The organism is Spirochaetae bacterium HGW-Spirochaetae-1 (genome assembly GCA_002839375.1).
GTDB lineage: Bacteria > Spirochaetota > UBA4802 > UBA4802 > UBA5550 > PGXY01.
Genome location: PGXY01000005.1, coordinates 265,565 through 287,790, shown reverse-complemented (window position 1 = coordinate 287,790; position 22,226 = coordinate 265,565). Strand labels below are relative to the sequence as shown.

18 protein-coding genes are annotated in these 22,226 nt (G+C 50.5%); 10 read left to right on the top strand and 8 right to left on the bottom strand.

From position 1 onward, the window contains the following. Positions 1-11: 11 nt before the first annotated feature. Entirely contained in the window at positions 12-491 is a 480-nt protein-coding gene (locus CVV44_11630; GenBank protein ID PKL38528.1) for a hypothetical protein, read from the bottom strand. A 192-nt stretch (positions 492-683) separates the two neighbouring features. Here CVV44_11630 and CVV44_11625 point away from each other — a divergent pair, with 192 nt between their 5' ends. Then, a complete protein-coding gene (locus CVV44_11625; GenBank protein ID PKL38527.1) occupies positions 684-1,337 on the top strand; it encodes a hypothetical protein in 654 nt (217 codons plus the stop codon). Between the two features lie 58 nt (positions 1,338-1,395). On the opposite strand, the gene CVV44_11620 is transcribed toward CVV44_11625, so the two are convergent. The 3 genes from CVV44_11620 to CVV44_11610 all read right to left on the bottom strand — a co-directional run bounded on the left by CVV44_11620 (position 1,396) and on the right by CVV44_11610 (position 4,277). Further along, complete coding sequence (locus CVV44_11620) at positions 1,396-1,956, bottom strand: hypothetical protein (GenBank protein PKL38526.1); 561 nt, start codon at positions 1,954-1,956, stop codon at positions 1,396-1,398. A gap of 178 nt (positions 1,957-2,134) precedes the next feature. Further along, complete coding sequence (locus tag CVV44_11615; protein PKL38525.1) at positions 2,135-3,592, bottom strand: hypothetical protein; 1,458 nt, start codon at positions 3,590-3,592, stop codon at positions 2,135-2,137. A gap of 85 nt (positions 3,593-3,677) precedes the next feature. Next, complete coding sequence (locus CVV44_11610; protein ID PKL38524.1) at positions 3,678-4,277, bottom strand: hypothetical protein; 600 nt, start codon at positions 4,275-4,277, stop codon at positions 3,678-3,680. A gap of 210 nt (positions 4,278-4,487) precedes the next feature. Here CVV44_11610 and CVV44_11605 point away from each other — a divergent pair, with 210 nt between their 5' ends. Beyond that, entirely contained in the window at positions 4,488-6,998 is a 2,511-nt protein-coding gene (locus CVV44_11605; protein ID PKL38523.1) for a penicillin acylase, read from the top strand. Positions 6,999-7,010: 12 nt separating this feature from the next. Here CVV44_11605 and CVV44_11600 read toward each other — a convergent pair whose 3' ends face one another. Next, a complete protein-coding gene (locus CVV44_11600) occupies positions 7,011-8,003 on the bottom strand; it encodes a diguanylate cyclase (protein ID PKL38522.1) in 993 nt (330 codons plus the stop codon). Between the two features lie 220 nt (positions 8,004-8,223). Beyond that, a complete protein-coding gene (locus tag CVV44_11595; protein PKL38521.1) occupies positions 8,224-9,240 on the bottom strand; it encodes a hypothetical protein in 1,017 nt (338 codons plus the stop codon). Positions 9,241-9,559: 319 nt separating this feature from the next. Between CVV44_11595 and CVV44_11590 the strand changes: the two genes are divergently transcribed. Beyond that, positions 9,560-13,237: a methionine synthase gene (locus CVV44_11590; GenBank protein ID PKL38520.1), complete on the top strand. Its 3,678-nt coding sequence runs from the start codon at positions 9,560-9,562 to the stop codon at positions 13,235-13,237. Between the two features lie 143 nt (positions 13,238-13,380). Continuing rightward, positions 13,381-14,955, top strand: coding sequence for a hypothetical protein (locus CVV44_11585; protein PKL38519.1), 1,575 nt, complete (start codon positions 13,381-13,383; stop codon positions 14,953-14,955). A 31-nt stretch (positions 14,956-14,986) separates the two neighbouring features. On the opposite strand, the gene CVV44_11580 is transcribed toward CVV44_11585, so the two are convergent. Next, positions 14,987-15,934 carry a hypothetical protein gene (locus tag CVV44_11580; protein ID PKL38518.1) on the bottom strand — a complete coding sequence of 316 codons (948 nt, stop codon included), beginning with the start codon at positions 15,932-15,934 and terminating at the stop codon, positions 14,987-14,989. On the opposite strand from CVV44_11580, the gene CVV44_11575 reads away from it, so the two are divergent. After that, positions 15,933-16,601, top strand: coding sequence for an HAD-IB family hydrolase (locus tag CVV44_11575; protein PKL38517.1), 669 nt, complete (start codon positions 15,933-15,935; stop codon positions 16,599-16,601). The two genes, CVV44_11580 and CVV44_11575, sit on opposite strands and share 2 nt — an antisense overlap. A gap of 42 nt (positions 16,602-16,643) precedes the next feature. Beyond that, positions 16,644-17,030 (top strand): phenylacetic acid degradation protein PaaI, encoded by a 387-nt coding sequence (locus CVV44_11570; GenBank protein PKL38516.1) that lies wholly within the window; start codon positions 16,644-16,646, stop codon positions 17,028-17,030. 10 nt (positions 17,031-17,040) lie between these two features. On the opposite strand, the gene CVV44_11565 is transcribed toward CVV44_11570, so the two are convergent. Further along, positions 17,041-18,408 carry a hypothetical protein gene (locus CVV44_11565; protein PKL38515.1) on the bottom strand — a complete coding sequence of 456 codons (1,368 nt, stop codon included), beginning with the start codon at positions 18,406-18,408 and terminating at the stop codon, positions 17,041-17,043. 283 nt (positions 18,409-18,691) lie between these two features. On the opposite strand from CVV44_11565, the gene CVV44_11560 reads away from it, so the two are divergent. From CVV44_11560 to CVV44_11545, 4 genes are all read left to right on the top strand, one after another. Then, the gene (locus CVV44_11560) at positions 18,692-19,069 is read left to right on the top strand and encodes a hypothetical protein (protein ID PKL38514.1); all 378 of its coding nucleotides are present in this window, start codon (positions 18,692-18,694) and stop codon (positions 19,067-19,069) included. A gap of 255 nt (positions 19,070-19,324) precedes the next feature. Beyond that, positions 19,325-20,344 (top strand): C4-dicarboxylate ABC transporter substrate-binding protein, encoded by a 1,020-nt coding sequence (locus tag CVV44_11555; GenBank protein PKL38513.1) that lies wholly within the window; start codon positions 19,325-19,327, stop codon positions 20,342-20,344. A 65-nt stretch (positions 20,345-20,409) separates the two neighbouring features. Beyond that, positions 20,410-20,895, top strand: a complete 486-nt coding sequence (locus tag CVV44_11550; GenBank protein PKL38512.1) for a TRAP transporter small permease — start codon at positions 20,410-20,412, stop codon at positions 20,893-20,895. Beyond that, a complete protein-coding gene (locus tag CVV44_11545; protein ID PKL38511.1) occupies positions 20,892-22,193 on the top strand; it encodes a C4-dicarboxylate ABC transporter permease in 1,302 nt (433 codons plus the stop codon). Before CVV44_11550 ends, CVV44_11545 begins: the two co-directional genes overlap by 4 nt. Positions 22,194-22,226 lie beyond the last annotated feature (33 nt).

Genomic DNA, 22,226 nt, shown 5'->3' with positions numbered 1-22,226 from the left:
ATGACAACGCGCTAACTTGATGGCGTGAATATGCGGAGAAATTCACCGGATCGCTGAATATCAAACTCTATCATGCGATTATTCGAAGGTGAAATGGGAAGGTTCACCGATATGCCCGCTCCCTTTTCGGAAAGGCTGACGAGGGAAGCCGGTACCTCTATGTCATAGTAACCCTTTTTCAGGACCGTCAGAAGGTCCGTCCTTGCCTCGGCAACGCGATATGATATGACGTAGCGGAGATGAAAGGCATTACGGGGGAAGAGCATCTTCTGAGCGATGATGATGCGAGAATCGGTGAGGCGGACACGGCACCTGTTGTAGCACATAGTGCGGGGACCGCCCGTTTCATATACGGCGACTTCGTCCTCTTCGCCCAGGATCGCTTCTCCGGAAAGTCCCGGGAGGCGCGAGAGAATGGCCCTGCGGTAAAAAAGGGCAATAAAAACCAGGAATGCTATAAAGAAAAGTATGATGATTCTGTCAATGCTCATGCTTTATTCTCCTCGCAGATGATGTCGATTTCTCCGGCATGATCTATACATACCCGGGCGATGTACTGTCCCAGCGTCATGAGATCTATCCTCCTCCACTAATTACAGATTATACCGGTTTTGTCAATTAATCACTTGCAGGGAAGAAAATTATTTTTTATTGTGATTTCCTGAAATGCGAGTATATACGAAATGAAGCAGCTGCACATACCATTGATTAAAACCGGTGAAACCGCTTCGGGAATTGATGCCATTCATGTTTTTCTCGAGGAGCAAACTGTATTGTGCGGCGTCGATACCCTGAACTGGCCCGAATTTTCAACGACGCCGCAGGTAACCTTCAGGATTGGACACGGGGGAGACCGGATATGGCTGAAATATTATGTAAGGGAAAAACATCTTCTTTCAAGTATTACGGGGATCAACGGCCCGGTGCACCGCGACAGCTGCGTGGAATTCTTTTTTTCACCATGCTCCGACGGTTTCTATTATAACCTGGAATTCAACTGCACGGGCGTGCCCCACGTGTCGTATGGATCGGGGCGGGGTGACCGCTCCGATATTGATCCGGTGATTCTGCGGTCAATAGAAACACGTTCCTCCCTGGGACCGGGCCCGCTTGAGGAGCGAAACGGTGATTTTTTCTGGGAGCTGGCACTTGCTATTCCCGTGGACATTTTTGTCCATGATGGCCTGCATTCCTTCGGTGGATTGCGGGCCAGGGGCAATTTTTATAAATGCGGCGATGATACACCGGAGCCTCATTACCTGTCGTGGAACCCGGTCAAGACGGAAAAACCTGATTTCCACCGCTATGAATCCTTCGGTGAATTGATTTTTGAATAGTCCCGATTCAGACCGGGTATACATGCATCGGAATCGGGACCGGTATGAAGAGACGGGGCTACTTCGCCGGGCCGAAGGATCTTTTAAACAGGTCCTGGATGGCGGTCTTGCCCTCGTCGGTCAGGTTCCGCGTTCCGGTTCCCACGAAGGTTTTTTCGCTGATGACGGGCATATCATCGATCCAGCTGTTGTCTTTCCATGTGTACCACTTTTTCTTGTCCTGGTCGAAAACGCTCAAGGGGCGGTTGAAGAGCTTGGCAAGTTCCACGCCCCAGCCGGTGCCGCCTTTAACGGTATCGTCGGGCTGTATCCATCCAATGGCAAAGACATAAATCCCGTTGTTTACCATGTGAAAGATGGACTGTATGACCCTGCGGATTTTATCCACGTGATGATAGCGCCGTCCCAGGCGTTTTGATACGATTTCCATGCTTACATCACCACGGGAAAGCTCCTCCTCGGTGAGAACAACGATGCCGCTGTTGCGCTCCACCTGGTGGCCCTCAAAGGAAAAGTTTACTTCTTTGATTCCCCATTTTTCCGCCTGTTCCCCGAACTCGCATTCGGCTCCCCTGTGGGCCCCGCTGTAAAGGGTAAATGCTGAATTTTCTGTCATGATTGTATCTTCCTCTCTTTAATATATGAATAGTATTCTATTATTCATTGTGATTTATGTCAATACCGGATTTGAAGCCGGAATGGATGAAAACCACGATATGATTCAATCTGTCAATGGATTAATCAATATTTTTTAAAAATATGATTAATCCATCGCGGTTCGTATTTTTGGGATGGGATCAGGGGGTTTTGCCCTTGAGAGCTGTGCTGTATGTGGTAAAAGGATGATTTAATTCTTTCCGCCAACGCGTGATTTTTTTCTCATCCCAGCGGGGCGGTATGGCAAGGGCACATTCCATAATTTCCCGGGAATCATCGAGCATGCTTTTCATGGGAAGCAGCAGGTCGGGCCGGTACCAACCTTTGAAGAAGCGGAGTATCATACTGCCCGTTGATATTTCAATACTTTCTCCCAGAAGGGGCTTTTCGAGATCGGAGGCCTGGAGCAGCCCTTTCCGGAACAGGTCATTCAGGTCATCCCAGGGTGCCGTGAGGAGGAAATATTTTACCCTGTCAAGTCCGCAAAGCCGAGCTCCACGGTCGCGGTAAAAACGGTACTGGTAATCCCAGAGATCCTGGCGGTGATAAGCAATTCCGCTCCCGGAACCGGGCTTGCCGAGACTGAGAACCGTTTCGGAGAGGAAGACGGCCGCTTTGAAGGAGTTTTCAATACCGGAACCTATCACCGGTACGGTCATGGCCGCGGCGTCTCCGATGGCTGCGTAATTGTGTCCTACGAAAAGATCAAGGGGGCGCCGGAGGGGGATGGATGCAAAAGAACCGCCGCGGATGAGGGTGTCGTCCACCTGCCTGTTTTCTGTCCTGATCTTCCCCATGATGGTTTCCATGGTTGCGGTATCGAGGGGATCAATGGAGCCGATGAGAACATCGCAGGCCCCGTCGATAGTGCGAACCCAAGCAATGCCCCGCATTCCGTTTATTCCCAGGTATACGCGATATTCCCGTTCATCGTACGGGACGGCTTTGTTCAGGCTGTAATAGGCCCGGTAGACGTTGATACGTTCCCCGCGGCCGATTTCACGCGTTATTTCATAGGAAGGAGGCAGTCCCCTTCGCACGGGGCTGTCGATTCCGGCGGAATCGATCACCAGGCTGCCGTACTGTTTTATGCCATTCACGATGACGCCCGTTACGATGCCGTCTTCGATAACAGGTCCCGAGACCTCGCTCTTCCAGCGGATATCAACTCCCGATTCCCGGGCATGGCGCACGAGCATGCCTATCAGTGTTTTCCGATCCATGGCAATCTCACGGTTCTGTAGCGGTATTTCAGTTGTTATGCGGTAATTCCCGTCTGGGCTTATGAAAGTAAAATCGTTTACACGGATGAAATCATTCCACTCCGGGTCTTTCAGCCCGGCATCGTGAAAGGAGCGGGCGAGAAAATTGTCATGCCAGTCCCACCCGAGGCGGGATTCTTCTTTCTTTTCAAAGAGTATGACATGATGACCGGCCGCGGCAAGCCGTGCAGCGGCCAGGAGCCCGCCGTGACCGGCTCCGCAGACCAGGATGGGAGCCGAATCGTGTGACGATGACGGACGGGGTGTCCCGATGGTGTCATGTACGGCAAATAGGATCATGAAAGAGATTGATATGAACAGTGCAATGATGCGCATTACTATCCTCCTCGTATGGTGCGGTGATATTGGGTGTATGCAGCTTTTGTGAACATGTCGTAACAATTAAGGACAGCGGGCCCGTCTACATCCCTATTTTATAGCCCACGGCGAGCTGAAGGGAGTAGGTGTCAATGCCGCTATCGATCCAGACGAATTTCGGCCGGAATATAATCCTGTTGAGACATATATCAAGTCCCGCGAAGAAGGAAAAATTCGTTTCGGATCTGTCGGTATGGGGTGAGACAAAACCTAAGTCTACCTCAGTTCTATAGTACTGATACACGCCGCCCATTCCTCCCGTGATACCAACGGTATCGTTCAGGCGGAAATTGACTCCCAGGTAGAAAGGAATTTCATAATAGGTGATGTCAAGGTAGCCGGGCTCATCGGCGAACCAGTAAATAAATTGTACTTCGCCCTCAAAGGAGACCTGGCTGGTCACACCGACTCCCAGGAGGAGACCCGGACCCAGTCCTGGATTGAGTTCATAATCTTCATAAAAATCGCCCAGGCCGGCGCCCAGTTCAATCTGGGGAGCGATATAGACAGTGGCGGCATGGAGGGGAAGAGCGGCCAGAATGACAATAAAGAGAATAATCTTTTTCATGGTATTGTTGATAAAAAACCTGAATTTTTGAAGTTTATATAAAACATAGATGTCACAGGTATTGAAAAGTTGCAACACAATAAATATTTATTAATACCGGAATAATGGAATACTGGTGCGGGACACATCGCAGGTATAATAAAAATGATTTGCATTTTCCAGTTTTATGTAAGAGGATTTAAGATGCCATAAACAGGATCTGCAACGAGCAGATGTCTGTCTCAGGAAATCCTGAGATGGCGGCAGCCAACCGCCGGCTGGCTGCGGTTGAGTAAACGTAGTGCGATGAGGAGGGGTGAGCCTATGAAATGGTTGAAAATAACTGGCATATTGATAATTGTTGTTGTGGTGATAATTGCTGTCTCCGTGAAGGTGTTCCTTGTTTCTAAAAGTCCCGATTACGACGGGTCATATGTTGTAAGTGCCATTCACCATGAAGCAAGGATTGTGCGGGATTCATGGGGAGTACCGCATATTACGGCCGATAACGGAGAAGATGCCTACTTCGCTTATGGTTTTGCCGTCGCCCAGGACAGGCTTTTCCAGATGGAGCTGCAGCGCCGGCTTGCCAGGGGCGAGCTCGCTGAGATCCTCGGGCCGAAACTTATCGATGTTGATAAGCGGTTCCGTACCCTGATGCTGAGACGTAAAGCCGAGGAATACCTGGCTGACCCCGGGCGGATCAATCCTGAAGCACTGAAACTCACCGACGCCTTTCTGTCGGGCATCAATTATTTCGTTGAAACGCAGGACCTGCCGGTGGAATTTACTCTTCTCGGGTTTAAACCTGCGGCGTTTACCAGGGTGGACTCCGTTGTCATGCTGGGATATATGGCTTTCAATTTTGTTCACGGCCTGGAGAATGATTCAGTCTATGGTATGATCAAAGAAAAGGTGCCAGATATTGATATGGACGAGCTTTTCCCGGGCTACTCACGGCAGAAGCCCGTAACTATAATGGAAACCTCTATAGACTATAATAAGGGTGATAGCATTTCCTGTTCCGATGAAGGGGGAAATAATATCGCCGGGGATCAAAAAAAAGCAGATGGAAACGGCGATTTCATAAAGGAAAATGATCTTATCATTCAACTCCGGAAGGCATTTCGGCTTAGCGAACCACTGGACGGCAGCAATTCCTGGGTGATAGCGCCGTCACGTTCCGCTTCGGGAAAAGCCATCCTGGGCAATGATCCCCATGTGGGACTTTCCAATCCGGGAATATGGTATGAAGCGCATATATCCTATGGTGATTATGGCAACTACGGTTATCATATCGCCCTGGTCCCCTTCCCCATGCTGGGCCATAATAAATACCGGGGATGGACTGTCACCATGTTTGAGAACGATGACTGCGATCTCTACTATGAGACTATCAATGAGAAAAACAGGGATCTCGTCATGTACAAGGGGTCATGGACCCGGTTAAAGCGCTACCGGGAGACTATCGCGGTTAAGGGCGGTGACAGCATCGAATATGAAGTCGCTGTCACACCCCACGGGCCCATTGTTTCGGACTTTATCAAAGGATATAAAGACAAGCCTGTTTCCATGCAGTGGGTTCACCTGCAGAATGAGAACCCCGTACTGGATGCGGCCTATGCAATGTCCGTGGCCAACGACATGGAGTCTTTTGAAAAGGCAATTGCGATGATAGCGAATCCGGGCTTCAATGTCTCTTACGCCGACAGTAAAGGGAATATCGCCTGGTGGGCAGTGGGGAAATTGCCGATGTATCGTGATCATGTCAATACCATGAGCATTCTCGACGGGAGTTCAGGAAGGGATGACATCATCGGTTATCTTCCTTTTCGGTTAAACCCCCGTATGAAGAATCCCGCAAGCGGCATTATTGTTACGGCAAATAATATGTCCACGGTAAAACCTCTGGGACCCATGAAAAAAATCGCTGCTTACTGGGTTCCCACGGACAGGGCGGCCCGGATTATCGAACTGCTTCGATCAAAGGAAAAATGGTCGCTGGAAGAACTGCAGAAGATTCAGACCGACATGAAATCACAGTCGGCTCAGTCCATCGTAAAGGAAATATCGCGAATACTTGAGGGTGATGGGAAACCCTTTGCGGGAATGTCGGGAACCGAAAGGGAGGCCTTTTCGATTTTAAAGTCGTGGAATGGAATCAATACCATTGACTCGCCGGGCGCGGCGATATTCCACATGAATAACTATCACATAACGAGCCTGGCGCTGCGTGACGAACTGGGAGAGGATCTGCTTAAACAATATGCCAGCCTGAGTGAACACTGGAATTTTTACAAGGTGTTCATAAAGGACGAAGAGTCGCGGCTGTGGGATGACCGGAACACGGGCATCAGGGAGACGCGCCGGGATGTGATAACGAGGGCATTCAGCGATGCCGTGGCGGAGGGAGTGGAAAAAATGGGCTCAGATCCCAATGACTGGAGGTGGGGACGGCTGCACACTATTGAATTTGCCCATCCCCTGGGAATTAAAAAGCCATTGAATATTATTTTTAATCTGGGACCATACGAGGCTCCCGGCGCCTTCCGGACCGTCAACCGTTTCGGCGGGAAGTTCGGCAATCATGATTATAAGGTCACCAGCGTGCCATCAACGCGGCGACTGATCGATTATGGAAACATGGAACGCAGTTTTGCCGTTCTCCCATCAGGCAACTCGGGAAACAGCGGTAGCGCATATTACGATGACCAGGTTGATATGTACCTGAAGGGGGAATACAGGATCATCAATTTCTCTTCCCGCCAGATAGAAGAAGGGAAGAAACATGAAATTATTTTTAAACGAGTGCCGTAGCGGAAAACATGGTCACTTTTGTTCATGACTGGAAAAATATTTCATGAACTGGGCCCGTTCAAAACGCCGTGTTGCGGCGGAATCGCGCCGTTTCAGGGCGCCGCGGAACTTGTCAATGGACTGGTAATTGTTGCTGTCCATCCAGTCATTGATCTGGCCGAGCATGACGGGGATATGCTGTATGCCGTTGATGTACAACGTTGATGCCGCGTAGGCGACGCGGGCTCCGGCCAGGATGACCTTCACGGCGTCAGGCCCGTCATGGACGCCTGTTGAGGCCGCCAGGTCGCACTTTACCTTTCCTGCCGTGATGCCGATCCATCGCAGTGGGAGGGCTATATCACCGGGATTGCTGTAGACTCCCGCCGATACTATCTCCATGGTTTTCAGGTCTATGTCGGGGCTGAAGAAGCGGTTGAAGAGAACAATGGCGCCCAGGTCTGTTTCGGAAAGCCCCGTTATCATGTTGGTGAGACCGGTAAAATAGGGGCTGATCTTCATGGCTATGGGGATATTTACGATTTTTTTCAGGTCGCGCGCCACCTGGTAATAAATTTTTTCAATATCAGTACTTTTCTCTTTGGGGTCCGAGGGGAGGATGAACATGTTTATTTCCAGGGCATCGGCACCGGCCTGTTCTATCTTTTTCGCGAAGGAAGTCCATCCCTTTGCCGTGCTGCAGTTGATGCTGGCGATGACCGGGATGGAAATGTTTTTTTTCGCCTCACGGATCAGGGTCAGGTAATTATCCACGGCATTCTGTTTTACGTAATATCGGAGGTAATCATCGGCCTCGACGCCGTACCCGGTCCCCTTCTCCGACGAGGAAAGGGAGTTTATCTCGCCCGAGATCTCTTCCTCGAAGAGGGATTTGAGGACGACAGCCCCGGCTCCGGCACGGTCGATTTCTTTTATTGTTTCAAGGGACCCGGTGAGACCGCAGCTGGAAACAACCAGGGGGTTTTTCAGCTCCAGTCCCATATAGGTGGTGGATAAATCTGCCATGACGACCTCTCTTATTAATGCTGTTACTATCTGCGAATGAAAAGATTAATGACGTGATTGTTTGAATGCAACTATTATTTTCATGCACTGCAAAAATAAGTTGTCGGCTTTTCAAAACAGGCACAAATAAAAAGCGGCTATATCATTATGATAAATCATGATACAGCCGCTTTATTTGGCTTTATTTTTGTAAGAATTTTTTAGTGTGAACTGGCGGGCGTCAGGGACGAAGTTTTTCCACATCCAGTACCGGGGTCCCGTCGCTCCAGGCTCCCATGTCAAAATCAATATTTACGACAGAATCAAAGGCCGCATCCATGGCAGTCCAGAAAACACGGTAATCCAGGGTGTCCACTTCACCGTCGCCGCCCAGCATGTCCATGGCCCATGAGGGCATCCAGCCGTCATCGCAGATGGGCGCCATGTGATCGGCAATGAGCTCCTCATCGCCGTAACGGTCGGAATACACCTGGTACAGCGCCTTGGACGATACATTGCTCAGGGCATCATAGGCCTCAATGGCCGTGGAGGGAGGAGCGATAGAATCATCCTCGCCGGTGATCATGATGACGGGGCAGGTTGCGGCTTGCGCTTTCGTGATGAAATCCAGTTCCGTGATGGTGACGAACACATCGACGAAGGCCGGAATGGCTGAGTAGATGCAGGGCTCCACGAGCACCATGCTTTTCACGGGAGGCGCTATGGCAGTCCCTTCATTGGCGGCCCAGCACATGGCAATGAGTCCTCCCAGGGAATGACCGTAAAGGACCAGGTTGTCCTGGTCGGCCTTTGTTCCCAGGGCATCAAGAGCCGTATTGACCGAATCGATGGCGCGATGCATCATGAGGTTCTGGTCATTGTCCGTGGCAAGACCAGCCAGTCCGCCCTTGTTGATCTGCGGGAACAGTACGATGTATCCCTGTTTGCACAGGTGGGCGATCTGGTCTTTATAAATATCCGGTGACATGAGCATCATCCCGTGAAGAATGATTGCCACGGGGGCTGATGTCCCGTTTTTCAGTTTCTCCGGCACATAATACCAGCACCAGTCTCCGCTCCATGGATCATACCAGTCGCCCACGCGGTATTCCTTGTAGCTCGAGCAGATGTAATTCGCGCTTGACCCGTATCCCGTGAGCGCCTGTCCCGGAGCCTCAATGCTGCTCATGGCGAAAGTTTCCGCTGCCGGAAGACACAGGATGCATAGAAGTGATAAAATCATGAGTTTCCTGTTCATTGTTTTCCCTCTCCCCTTAGTGAGATTAAATTTAAACCGTCTGTACGGAATTATACACTAGTGTCCAATTATGTCAATCAGCATTATTGCAAAAAAAATAAATAAATAATGAAAATGTTTAGCAAATATTTTATTAAAAATGTACTCTACTATAATTATTATCGATATGCAAATATACTTTATTAGAGGGAAAGATAGAGCTTCACAAATTAATCTGGCAAATAAAAAGAGGCTGTGCTATCATTACGGTATCTGCACGTGAGAGATACTGCCCGATAGGGGCATTTGCGGCGCAAATTTATGAGGGAGCGCATAACCTATGACTCAAGGCGAACGATGGCCGATAGAAGCTCTTCTGGAGAAACGCATTTTATTTCTCGATGGGGCCATGGGGACCATGATCCAGATGCACATTCTCTCCGAGGAAGATTTCCGCGGGGATCGTTTTGCCCGGCATAAACTGCCACTGAAAGGAAACAATGATATACTGAACCTGACCCGGCCCGATATCATCTCCACCATACACTGCCAGTACCTCGAAGCCGGTGCCGATATCGTGGAGACCAATACCTTCAACAGCACGGCCGTGTCCCAGGCCGATTACGGCACTGAGGGGCTGACCTATGAACTGAACAGGCGCGGTGCCGAACTGGCCCGGGAAGCGGCGGAACGATTCAGCAGTGAGGATAAACCCCGATTCGCAGCCGGTGTCCTGGGCCCGACGAACAGGTCCCTCTCCATGTCTCCCGATGTGAACAATCCGGGATTCCGAACCTTGTCCTTCATGGAACTGGCTGCCGCTTACCGTGAGGCGGCCCGGGGACTCATGGACGGCGGCGCCGATCTTTTTCTCATCGAGACGATATTCGACACGCTTAATGCCAAGGCGGCCATTTACGCTCTCAGGAGTCTTTTTGAGGAGAAGGATAAGGAACTGCCCATCATGATAAGCGGCACCGTGACCGATGAGAGCGGCAGAATTCTGTCGGGACAGACCGTGGAGGCCTTCTGGATTTCCGTGGCCCACGCCAGACCCCTCAGTGTGGGTCTCAACTGCGCCTTCGGTGCCGATAAAATGATCCGCTTCGCCGGGGAACTGGCCCGGTTCAGCAGCACCTTCATCAGCATTCATCCCAATGCCGGGCTTCCCAATGAACTGGGAGCGTATGATGATACGCCGGAGAACATGGCAGCGGTCCTGGAGACATTCGTTTCCAAAGGGTTCGTCAACATCGTGGGCGGATGCTGCGGCACCACGCCGGAGCACATCCGGGCCATTGTGAAGGCCCTGGGTTCGTGCCCCCCCTTGAAGCGCAGGGAGAGACCCCGGTATACCATGCTGAGCGGCCTGGAGCCCCTGCTTATTAAAAGCGACAGCCTCTTTGTCAACGTCGGGGAGCGGTGCAATGTGGCGGGATCGCGGAAATTTCTCCGCCTCATCCAGGAGAAACAATACGCCGAGGCCGTGGAAACGGCGCGCGAACAGGTGGCTGGCGGGGCGCAGATGCTGGACATCAACATGGATGACGCCATGCTGGACGCAAAAATGGAGATGGTAACCTTCCTGAACCTTCTGGCAGCCGAGCCCGACGTGGCGAAGATCCCCTTTATGATTGATTCATCGCGCTGGGAGGTGCTGGAGGCGGGTCTGCAGTGCCTGCAGGGAAAGGGCGTGGTCAATTCCATCAGCCTGAAGGAAGGTGAGGATGCCTTTCTGCGCCAGGCCCGCTCCGTAATGAAGTACGGGGCGGCTGTGATCGTCATGGCCTTTGATGAAAAGGGACAGGCCGACACGCTGGAGCGGAAAATACAGATCTGCCGCCGCAGCTACGAACTTCTCACGGAAAAGGCAGGGTTCGATCCCGTGGATATCATATTCGATCCCAATATATTCGCCGTAGCCACAGGAATAGTCGAGCATCGCAGTTATGGTATGGATTTCATAGAAACGGTCGGTATTATCAAGAAGACGCTTCCCCTGAGCCTGGTGAGCGGGGGTGTGAGCAATATTTCTTTTTCCTTCCGGGGAAACAACGCGGTCCGTGAGGCTATCCATTCCGTGTTCCTCTATCATGCCATCCGGGCCGGCATGGATATGGGGATAGTCAATGCCGGCGCGCTGCCGGTCTATGATGATATTCCCCGTGATATGCGCACTCGTATCGAAAATGTTCTCTTTGACCGCGGTGATGATGCCACGGAGAAACTGACCGAGGCCGCCGGAACCATGAGCGCCGCACAGGAAAGCACGGCTGTCCGCGAGGAATGGCGGACCTGGCCCGTGGAACAGCGGCTTGTCCATGCCCTGGTGAAGGGCATAACCCGGCATATCGAAAGCGATACGGAGGAGTGCCGGCTTGGAAAGGACCGAGCCCTGGATGTTATCGAAGGCCCGCTCATGGACGGCATGGATATCGTGGGGGATCTTTTCGGCTCCGGTAAAATGTTTCTGCCCCAGGTGGTAAAAAGCGCCAGGGTCATGAAAATGGCCGTGACGGGACTTATGCCACATATAGAAAGGGAGAAGGAGCAGCAGGGAGATGTGTCGGCACGGGGACGAATTCTCATGGCCACGGTAAAAGGTGATGTCCATGACATCGGTAAAAATATCGTGGGCGTGGTTCTGCAGTGCAATAATTATGAGATCATTGATCTGGGCACCATGGTTCCCGCGGCTGATATTACCCGGGCCGCCCGGGAGCACAACGTGGATATGATCGGACTGAGCGGGCTCATCACGCCATCGCTTGATGAAATGGCCCAGGTGGCGTCGCGAATGGAAGAGGAAGGCTTCACCGTTCCCCTGCTCATCGGCGGCGCCACAACATCGGCCCTTCATACGGCCGTGAAGATAGCGCCGCGCTACCGCGGTCCCGTGGTCCATGTCAGGGACGCCAGCCTGGCCGTGACTGTGACTGCCGCGCTTCTGAACGAGGATAAAAAAATATCCTTTATAAAAGAAAACGACTTAAAGCACGGGAGAGAACGGGAACGAAAAGGCGCTGCCGGGGACGCGGTGCTTTACCTCGACCTGGACGAGGTGCGGGAAAAGCGGCTGCGGCTTGACTGGAAAAACTATGATCCGCCCGTGCCTTCCTTTACGGGCGTACGGGTCATGGACGAAGTCCCCCTGGAAACACTTATAGAATATATCGACTGGCGTTATTTTCTCATAGCCTGGGAAATGGACGGGGCCTGGCCCGATGTGATGCATGATCCGGTGAAGGGAGAGGAGGCGACGAAGCTGATCCGGGACGCCCGGGCCATGCTTGATGAAATAGTCCGTGGAGGACTTTTGAAGGCCCGGGGTGTCGCGGGTTTTTTCCCGGCCGCAAGCAGGGGAGACACCATCGACGTTTATGCCGACGAATCACGGCGCAGCGTCCTGGACTCCTTCCCCATGCTTCGCCAGCAGAAACGAAAACAGAACACGCCTTATTATCTCTCCCTGGCAGATTACCTGGCACCCGTTGAATCGGGGATAAGGGATTACCTGGGTCTGTTCGTCGTTACGGCCGGTCATGGCCTCGATGATATGGTGGAGCGGTTCAACCGTGAAAAGGACGATTTTGGCGCCATCATGGCGAAAATACTGGCTGACCGACTGGCCGAGGCATTCGCCGAGTATATGCACCTGGTTGTGCGCCGGGAGTGGTGGGGCTATGCACAGGATGAAAATATCTCCATGGATGAAATACTTCGGGTGAAATACCGGGGCATCCGCCCCGCTCCGGGATATCCGCCCTGCCCGGACCATACCGACAAGGAAATCATATTCCGGCTTCTCGATGCCGGTAATGAAGCGGGACTGTCTCTCACGGAAAGCATGATGATGGTTCCCGCTGCCTCGGTATGCGGCTACTATATGGCCCATCCTGAAGCGAAGTATTTCAGTGTGGGGAAGATAACGGGCCGGCAGCTCGAGGATTATGCCCTTCGTAAAGGCATGGATGCTGCCGTCGTGGAAAAATGGCTTGGGCCCGTGCTGGCCTATTAAAAAGATGATGATATTATTGTTATTGATATTTTGTAGATAAACAAGTAAAATTCTCTTATGTGTTTAAAAGGTGCTTTATACGTGCATATCAAATAGTGTAGCAGGGCTTGCATAAATTTCTAAACAGAAAGGAGGCAGATAGAATGATAACAACAGGGAAACTATATAAATCAACGGTAATGACAACTGATTTATATTCATATTTACTGGCAGTCCCACTGGCTGTTTATTTTGTCTATTTTACGGGAGGATTTACATCAACCCAGCTTTTCTATTTTCTTGTCGATGTAAGTGGTTTTATTATTTTTGCCATTATCTGTGAGACCGTCAGGTCGCGTCGTCTCCTGTCGCGAATGGTCGCCCATTTTTATGATGAGAATTATGACAGAGGCCTTGTTAAAAGCGAAATACTTAATTTTCCATTATCCTTCGCGAAGATTTTAATCTTAAACTGGACCCTCTCAATACTTGTCATACCCACTCTGGTATACTTTCAGGCGGGTTTTTCCCTGCAAAATCTGGTACCCCTTCTGCTGATTGTTCCCCTAATGGGATTTATTAATGTTACTATTTCTTATTTCAATTGTGAAAACAATTTGGGCGGTCTTCTTTCCGAAGAGAGCATTCGCGATGCGGTACTTGTTCCCGGTCAGTATCAGAGCCTTCCTCTGAATGTGCGTATTCTTCTCCTCAGTCTTTCCGTTGCTCTTGTTCCGATTGTTATCTTCGGGTATTTGCTTTATCTTGTGAATTCAAAAATTATTGTTCTGGAAAATATGGCTCTCCATGTTTCCTTTATTCTTCTTTTCTCGCTGCTCATTATACTCTCGCTGCTTTATCTTATGACAAAAAATATTAAGGTAAGCACTACAGTCCTGTCACTGGCTTTGAAGGAAATGGAGCAGGGAAATTTTCTGATAGAGGGAGTTCCCATGATTTCCTCGAGTGAGATCGGGACCATTTGTTACGATGCCAACAGCCTCATCAGGAAACTTCGTGATGTGATAAGGAATGTCAAAGAGGCCTCGGAGGCGGTAAGCATGAGCAGTTCCTCGATAAATGACGCAGCATCGGAATTGGCATCCTCGGCCAATGAGCAGGCTTCAAGCCTGGAGGAAATATCCTCGAGCCTTGAGGAAATGGCGGCCAGTATTACGGGAAACTCCAATAAATCGAATGATACAAACAACCTTGCCCAGGAAACGGCCAAACAATCCGAAGAGGTGGGCGTTTCCGTCATGAGAACGGTGGAATCCATGAAGCAGATAAATGGAAAAATAAAATTTATTGAGGATATTGCATATCAGACAAACATGCTGGCTTTGAATGCCGCCATCGAGGCTGCCAGGGCCGGGGAACACGGGAAGGGCTTTGCCGTGGTGGCCGGAGAAGTACGTACTCTGGCGGAAAGAAGCCAGAATGCATCGCAGGAAATCACTGCTTTGCTGGTTGAAAGTCAGAAAATTTCCGATAAAGCCGGTCAACTTATAGGTGATATCAGACCGAAGATTCAGAAGACTGCTGACCTGATCCATGATATATCCCTGGCCTCGCATGAACAGGACCTGGGCGTAGAACAGATCAGCGAGGGCATGAACCAGCTTAATGGCGTAACGCAGAGCAATGCGGCATCGGCGGAGGAACTGTCTTCAACCGCCGATTCATTGCAGGGCAATGCCACGGTACTCTGGAAGGCCGTGGAATATTTCAGGGTTTAAATTCCAACTCTACGGATTCGGGACTGCGCTGTCAGAAACGCAGTCCTGCTATCATACCGCCGGGATAAGCGGCGAAGAACCAGTTCACATCGTCATCGCGCTTCGGTACGTATCCCGTCATAAATCTTTTCTTGTATTTATCATAGTCGTTAATGGCGCCCGTGGGCTGTGTCCATATCTGCAGCTCCCCTACGGCCATTCCCGGGAGGAAGGTAATAAGGCCGTCCACAACAGACCGGTCAAAGGCGAGCCAGATTGTGAGTCCCGCCGCCAGGTTAACGGCGAAATTAAGCGTGTGGGAAAGCCATGACCGGCCGTCGAGTTCGCGCTGTGAGCTTTTTTTCAGCCAGATTTCCGCTTCTTTCAGCTTCAGCAGGCGTTCTTCGGGAGTACCCTCGGGCATATCTTTGAAGCGTCCCAGGGCATAGGCCGGGACCATGGGGTCGATTGCCAGTCCGATAACGCCGAGGGTCGATGTTATGGCGCCGGCCATCTGGTCCTGTTTCCAGTGATCTTTATTGTCGGGATCAATGGCATCAGTGGCGAAGAAAAGGGAATACTGGGTGATTGCCACGGTGCTGTATACACCGATCCATGTCCAGTACCAGATATTGGATGAGGTCTGCCCGTTGTGGAGGGCTGTCTGAATATAGGCGAGGCGTTCCTTTGCTTCCTGGTCCGGGATCGTTGTTTTTGCTCCCTGGGCGAAAGCGCTGTTTGCAGCGATAAAAAGTGACAGAAAAATGGTTAGGAAGGCTGTTGTTTTTCTTTTCATAAACTGTCCATCATCTCCTGTTAAGAGTATATACGCACAATTGGCATTGTCAGTATAAGTATAGAATGGGTACTCAGAGAAATCAAGGTCTTTTATTGTAATTATCAGGAAAGGACCGGAATTTATATTATAAATTATGGTTGAATAAAATTCTGAAATTATTAACCCTTGCAGGATATTTTCTTGTAAGGGATATTGATTCATGCATGACAAAAAAGGAACCTACATCGCCTTCTTCGACCTGGACGGCACGATCCTGGACACCTCGAGCGGTCTGCTTTTTGTGCGGTACATGAAAGACCGGAAGCTGATCCACGCCCGGGATAGGGTGCGCTTCATCTACGCCATGCTCCTCTACAAGCTTCGCCTGATTGATGCCAATGGCGCCATGGAAATCCTGGCCCGGCGATTCACCGGCGCCTCTCTTGAGGAGACGCTGCGCCACAACGATGATCTTTTCCGGGACTATATCAAGCAGCGCATCCGGCGTGAGGCAGTGGAGGAGATCGGAGAGCATCACAAGCGGGGCGGCATGACCGTGATGCTGTCGGCCTCGACGAACTATATTTGCGACAGGGTCGTGAAATATCTGGGCATGTCCGATATGCTCTGCACGGAACTGGAAGTGCAGGGCGGCGAACTGACGGGGCGCCTCAGCCGGCCCTACTGCCACGGCAGGGAGAAACTGAAAAGAGCACGGGAATTCTGTTCACAAAAGGGCCATGACCTGTCATCATCGTACTACTATGGCGATTCCTATGCCGATTCGCATGTCATGGAGGTTGTGGCCCATCCGCGCTGCGTAAGGCCCGACAGAAAGCTCCGTACCCTGGCCGCACGACGAGGCTGGACGATCCATGACTGGTCATAATCATTTTTTAAAGTCTTGCATGAATTATTTCGGGAGGAATCAATGGATAAACTGCGTGATATGGTAAGGGAAGACCCCTATGCGAAACTTCTCGGAATTCTTGTGGAAGAGGTGCGCGAAGGATACGCCCGTTGTTCCCTCACCGTGACCGGACAGATGCTGAATTTTCTCGGCGTTCCCCACGGCGGGCTCATCTTTTCACTGGCCGACGTGGCCTTTTCCGCGGCATCCAACAGCGACCACAGCCCGTCCTTTGCCCTGGACGTGAGCGGCTCCTTTATGCGCGCCGTCGCAGTGGGCGACACCATCAGCGCCGAAGCGATACGCATCCATACGACAAAACGAACCGGCATTTATCGGATGGATGTGAAAAAAAACGATTTGCTTATAGCGACTTTTCAGGGGACGGTGCTGAGAAAACATTCGTGACGGGTCACTGTCATCCCCGTTTCTTTTTTGAATGGAGTTCCATCTCTTTTTCCACATAGTACAGTACGTCGCTCCGCAGGTCCGAGAGCTTCTCGTACTGCCCCTTTCTCAGGAGAAAGGCCTCGAAAAACTTGGCGCTCTTGTAGGTGAATTCCAGGATGGTTAAATACGTGAACTCTCCCGTTCCGAATTTTATCAGCCCCATGCTTTCGATATAATTCTTGAGTTCCATGAAGGCGTCCCGGATGTCCTTAAATCCGTTGAATATCTCCTTCGTTATGATACCGTTTTTCAACTTCTCCTCAAAATTCATGATGACGTAATTATACCGATAGAGCTTGCCGTCTTTTCCATTGTAGTAGAACAGGAGGAAGCGGTAGTCGTTGCGCATTTTAATGAGCAGGTTCCGTGACAGGTTCATCCCTCTAAGCAGCGAGGTTATAAAGCCGGCGTCCTTCTCAATACTCTCCAGGTATTTTCGCACACGAACATCATCCATTTTATAACCCGTGGGAGTGGAACTCTCCTTGAAATAGGGGTCAATGGATTTCTTCAGTGTTTTGATGGTCTCGATATTTCCATAGAGGTTTTTATGGGTGTTCATCATGGTCACCCAGTTTTGCAGTACTATCGCCGTGTCGCGGCGGAAATCAAACTGGCTCTTCTGATAAAAACGCATGGTGCTGTTCATGAGGTAGTAGAAGTCGCTGATGGCCCGCTTGGCAAGGCTGAGGAAGAGGTATTTGAAATTGTCGGGATTGCGTTCAACCTCCATGATGAGCTGGTTTATGGAGTCCCGGGCCTCATCGATCTCCTCGAAGGGTACGGGCCGGTGGGACAGGCACTCCAGGAGTACATTTTCCGCCGTGGAGATGAAATGCAGATTCATGCTTTCCATTTTGAGTTCCCAGGCCTTGTAATTTTTCATGTCGGAAAGCCGTCGTTTATCGTACTCCGAGAGGTTCAGGGAGGCATCATTGATTCCTCCAAAGTCTTTCCAGTTGTCGGGAATTTTATGGATTCTCCTGATCATGGCCAGGTCGTCCTTCCTGACAATGGTACGATAATATTGTGCCATGGATTCATGGTATGTTTTATCCAGTGCCGCGAATTCATCATTGACAGCAAGCCACCAGAGAGGAGGTTTCTCCTCTTTTTTTTCGACGGGCTTCGGAGCGGGCTTTTTATCTTCGGGAGTCCCGGGGATGGTTGTCTGTTTTTCTTTTTCGGTGGAACCGGTCTCGTCAAAATCGATGAGATCATGCAAATCCTTGAGAAGACCGGAATCATCGGTTTCCAGCGGTTCTTCCTGAAAGAAGCTGTCAAAATCATGACTCTCCTTCTCATCGTCATCGAACAGGCTGTCAAATTCACTCAAGGGCGGATGCTCCAGTTTAATTGGTAAATGTTCGGCATAACCGGGATTATGCGGACCCTTCCCGGGGAAAAATGAGAAAATGTATGCATATGACGTTTCTGTCGTCCGGCTAGTACTGTAGATACGCCATTAGCTTATTAGATGCAACTATTTTTTTTCTTCCATCGGTATCATGTGGCCTTCCATGCCCGAAATGTTCTTGTTTTTATCTGCCCGTGGTGGTTAAATGCGGCCATCCCGTACGGATGGTTGCCGTGGTCGCGGGAGAATAAAGGGGGCGAATATGAAACAGGGCATATTGTATACGGGCTGCATCATCAATGGGGCGCTGGCCGTCTTTCATATGTTTTTCTGGAAGATATTTAACTGGCAGACGGAGTTTGCACAGTTGTCAAAAGATAACCGGGGCATCGTGCAGATCGCCAATATCCTCATCATTTTCATATTGCTCTATTTTTCCGTCATGAGTTTTCTTCTGGCCAGGAGCAATGCGGCAGTTCGGCATGCCGGTTCTTTCTTCATTCTCATTTCCGGATTTTATCTGATACGGCTGGTTACGGGCATCATATTTTTCGGTTATTCCTTTGAGGAGTTCATTGTCTGGATAGTCTGCTTTCTTATTGCCGCGGGTTACGCTCTTCTGTTTCTGAACAGGGTATAAAAGGGACTCCTGGTGTCAGGCGACGGGGCTCATCGCCGGAAGGGATGTGCGAAAAGACTTCGACTGCAGAGGAGTATCTATAACACAATTTAACGGGTTCTCTTACATTTTCAGGTGCCGGAGCTAATTTTACTTGCTTTTCTTTCTAAAATCGGGGGTTATGTTCAAATATAATCAAAGGTCTCCCCGGAGATTCGGGGAGGGCATTCTTTTATCCATCCCAACGACATATAATTTAAACAGGAGTATCCCGATATGAAGAAACTGTGTTTGGTGGTTCTGAGTGTTTCATTAGCCGTTATGCTTTCCGCGTCATGCGGAAAATCCGGCAAAGGTGATGTAATAGAGCTGTCCTACAGCATATTTTTTCCGCCGACCCATGAACAGTGCAAGGCCGCTGTTTCCTGGGCAAAGGAAATTGAAAAAAGAACGAACGGATCTGTCAAGATCAACATTTTTCCCGGCGGCACCCTGACCAAGGCAAACGAGGTTTATGACGGTGTTGTCAATGGCATTTCAGATCTGGGCATGTCCTGCTTTGCCTATACGCGCGGCAGATTTCCCATTATGGAAACGGCAGACCTTCCCCTGGGATATCCCAGCGGCATGGTTGCCACTAAGGCAGTCAATGATTTTTATAAAAGGATGAAACCCGAAGAACTCAGGGATGTAAAAGTCCTGTACCTGCATGCTCACGGGCCCGGGCTTCTACACACGAAGAAAAAAGTGACGAAACTGGAAGATATAAAGGGTCTGAAGATACGTTCCACGGGGCTGAGCGCGAAAGTGGTTGAGGCCCTGAAGGGAATTCCCGTGGCCATGTCCCAGGGTTCCACCTATGAAGCGCTTCAGAAGGGCGTTGTTGAAGGGACCTTCGCTCCCATCGAGACCCTGAAGGGATGGCGCCAGGGCGAGGTGATAAAATATACGGCGGACTGCAAGGAGATAGGCTATACCACCTCCATGTTCGTTGTCATGAACAAAACCAAGTGGGAATCCCTGCCTGAAAATGTAAAAAGTATATTTACGGATGTGAGTGACGAGTGGGTCACGGTCCATGGAAAGACTTGGGATGATGTGGATGTTGAGGGAAGAAAATACACCCTGGAACTGAAAAATACCATTGTTGAATTGACAAAAGAGGAAAGTGCCCGCTGGGTAAAGGCCGTGGAGTCCGTGCTCAACAATTATGTTGCTGAAACGAAGAAAAAGGGCATTGACGGCGGCAAGGCAGTGAAGGAGCTTAAAAAACTTATCGCTGAACGCAGCAAATAAATACGGCAGCAGCCATCCGCCGCGACCCGGAAAGGGAGCGGTGGATATCAGCACTCTATAAAATAATGATACGTTTAACGAAAATAATATTCTTTGTAGCCGACCGGGCGAACTGGATATCGGCCCTGTCGATCGCCCTTATGATGGTCATCACAGTTATCGATGTCATACTCCGCCTTTTCAGGTGCCCCATACCGGGAACCTATGATGTAGTGGGACTCCTGGGCGCCCTGACCATTTCTTTTTCCCTGGGATACACCTCCATTGAAAAGGGCCATATCTCCGTTGACTTTATCATGCAGAAATTTCCCGAGAAGATAAAAATGACGGTCAATACTGTGAACAATCTGATAGCCACGGTATTTTTCGCCGTGGCTGCGTGGCAGAGCATGCTTTACGCCATGAATCTGAGGGATACCGGTGAAGTGTCGCTGACTCTGCAGATACCGACGTATCCCTTTGTCATGGGAGTGTCAGCGGGATGCCTTCTCCTGTGCCTGGTCCTTATAGCTGAGAGCATGCAGTCCATGCGGGGAGTTGATATAGAATGAGTCCCACTGTCATCGGTATAGTCGGAATAATAGCTCTCATCGTCCTGATGTTTATAAGGATGCCCATCGGTTTTCTCATGGCCATAATCGGTGCTTTTGGCTTCGGCGCCATAGTCTCGCCCGATGCAGCGCTGAACCTGATTGCCAAGGACATGTTCAACGCTTTCGGGTCTTATGACCTTACGGTCATCCCGCTTTTCGTTCTCATGGGACAGGTGGCCTTTCACGCGGGAATAAGTACACGGCTTTTTGACGCGGCCTATAAGAACATCGGTCATCTCCCCGGGGGTCTTGCCATTGCCACGGTGGGCGCCTGCGCATTTTTTTCCGCCATCTGCGGTTCAACCAACGCCACGGCGGCAACCATGGCCGCGGCAACGCTGCCGGAAATGAAGCGCTATAATTACAAGCCGGGACTTGCCACGGGTGTAGTGGCCGCCGGCGGGAGCCTGGGCATACTCATTCCTCCCAGCGTCATATTTATCGTTTATGGAATACTTACGGAACAATCCATCGGCAAGCTTTTTATGGCGGGGATCATCCCCGGTATCATGTTGACCCTGTTTTTTGTCATCACCATACTCGTCTGGACCACGCTGAAGCCGGAGCTGGGGCCCCGGGGACCCAAAACAACGGTGAAGGAAAAGCTTATCGCCCTCAGGGGTGTTTCAGAGACCCTGGCGATTTTTGTCCTGGTAATGGGAGGACTTTTCACCGGAGTATTCACCCCCACCGAGGCAGGAGGCGTCGGGGCCTTCGGGACTATACTCGTGGCGGTTGTGCGGAAAAACCTTTCATGGAAGGGGTTTATCACCTCGCTTTTTGAAACGACCAGGATTACCTGCATGATCCTGGTGATTGTGGCCGGTGCCACGATCTTCGGCCATTTTCTTGCCGTGTCACGCATTCCCTTTGATATCGCCAACTGGATTTCAGGATTCAGCCTGCCGGCGGCGGTTATCATGATGTTCATTATACTGGTATATCTTATCGGCGGCTGCTTCATCGATGCCCTGGCTCTTATCATGCTGACAGTGCCTATCTTCTACCCCGTGGTTATAAAGTTCGGCTTTGATCCCATCTGGTTCGGCGTGGTCATCGTGCTGGTGACGCAGATTGGTGTCATAACGCCCCCCGTGGGCGTCAATGTTTACGTGGTGAGCGGCGTGGCGCGAGATGTGCCGCTGGATGTTATCTTCAAAGGTGTAATTCCTCTGCTTATCGCCCTGGTAATCGGGACGCTGCTGCTCATCCCCTTTCCGCAGATCGCTTTGTTCTTACCGGGGTTCGTGAAGTAACGGGCAGGCTAATGTCTTGCGGCTATACTTGTC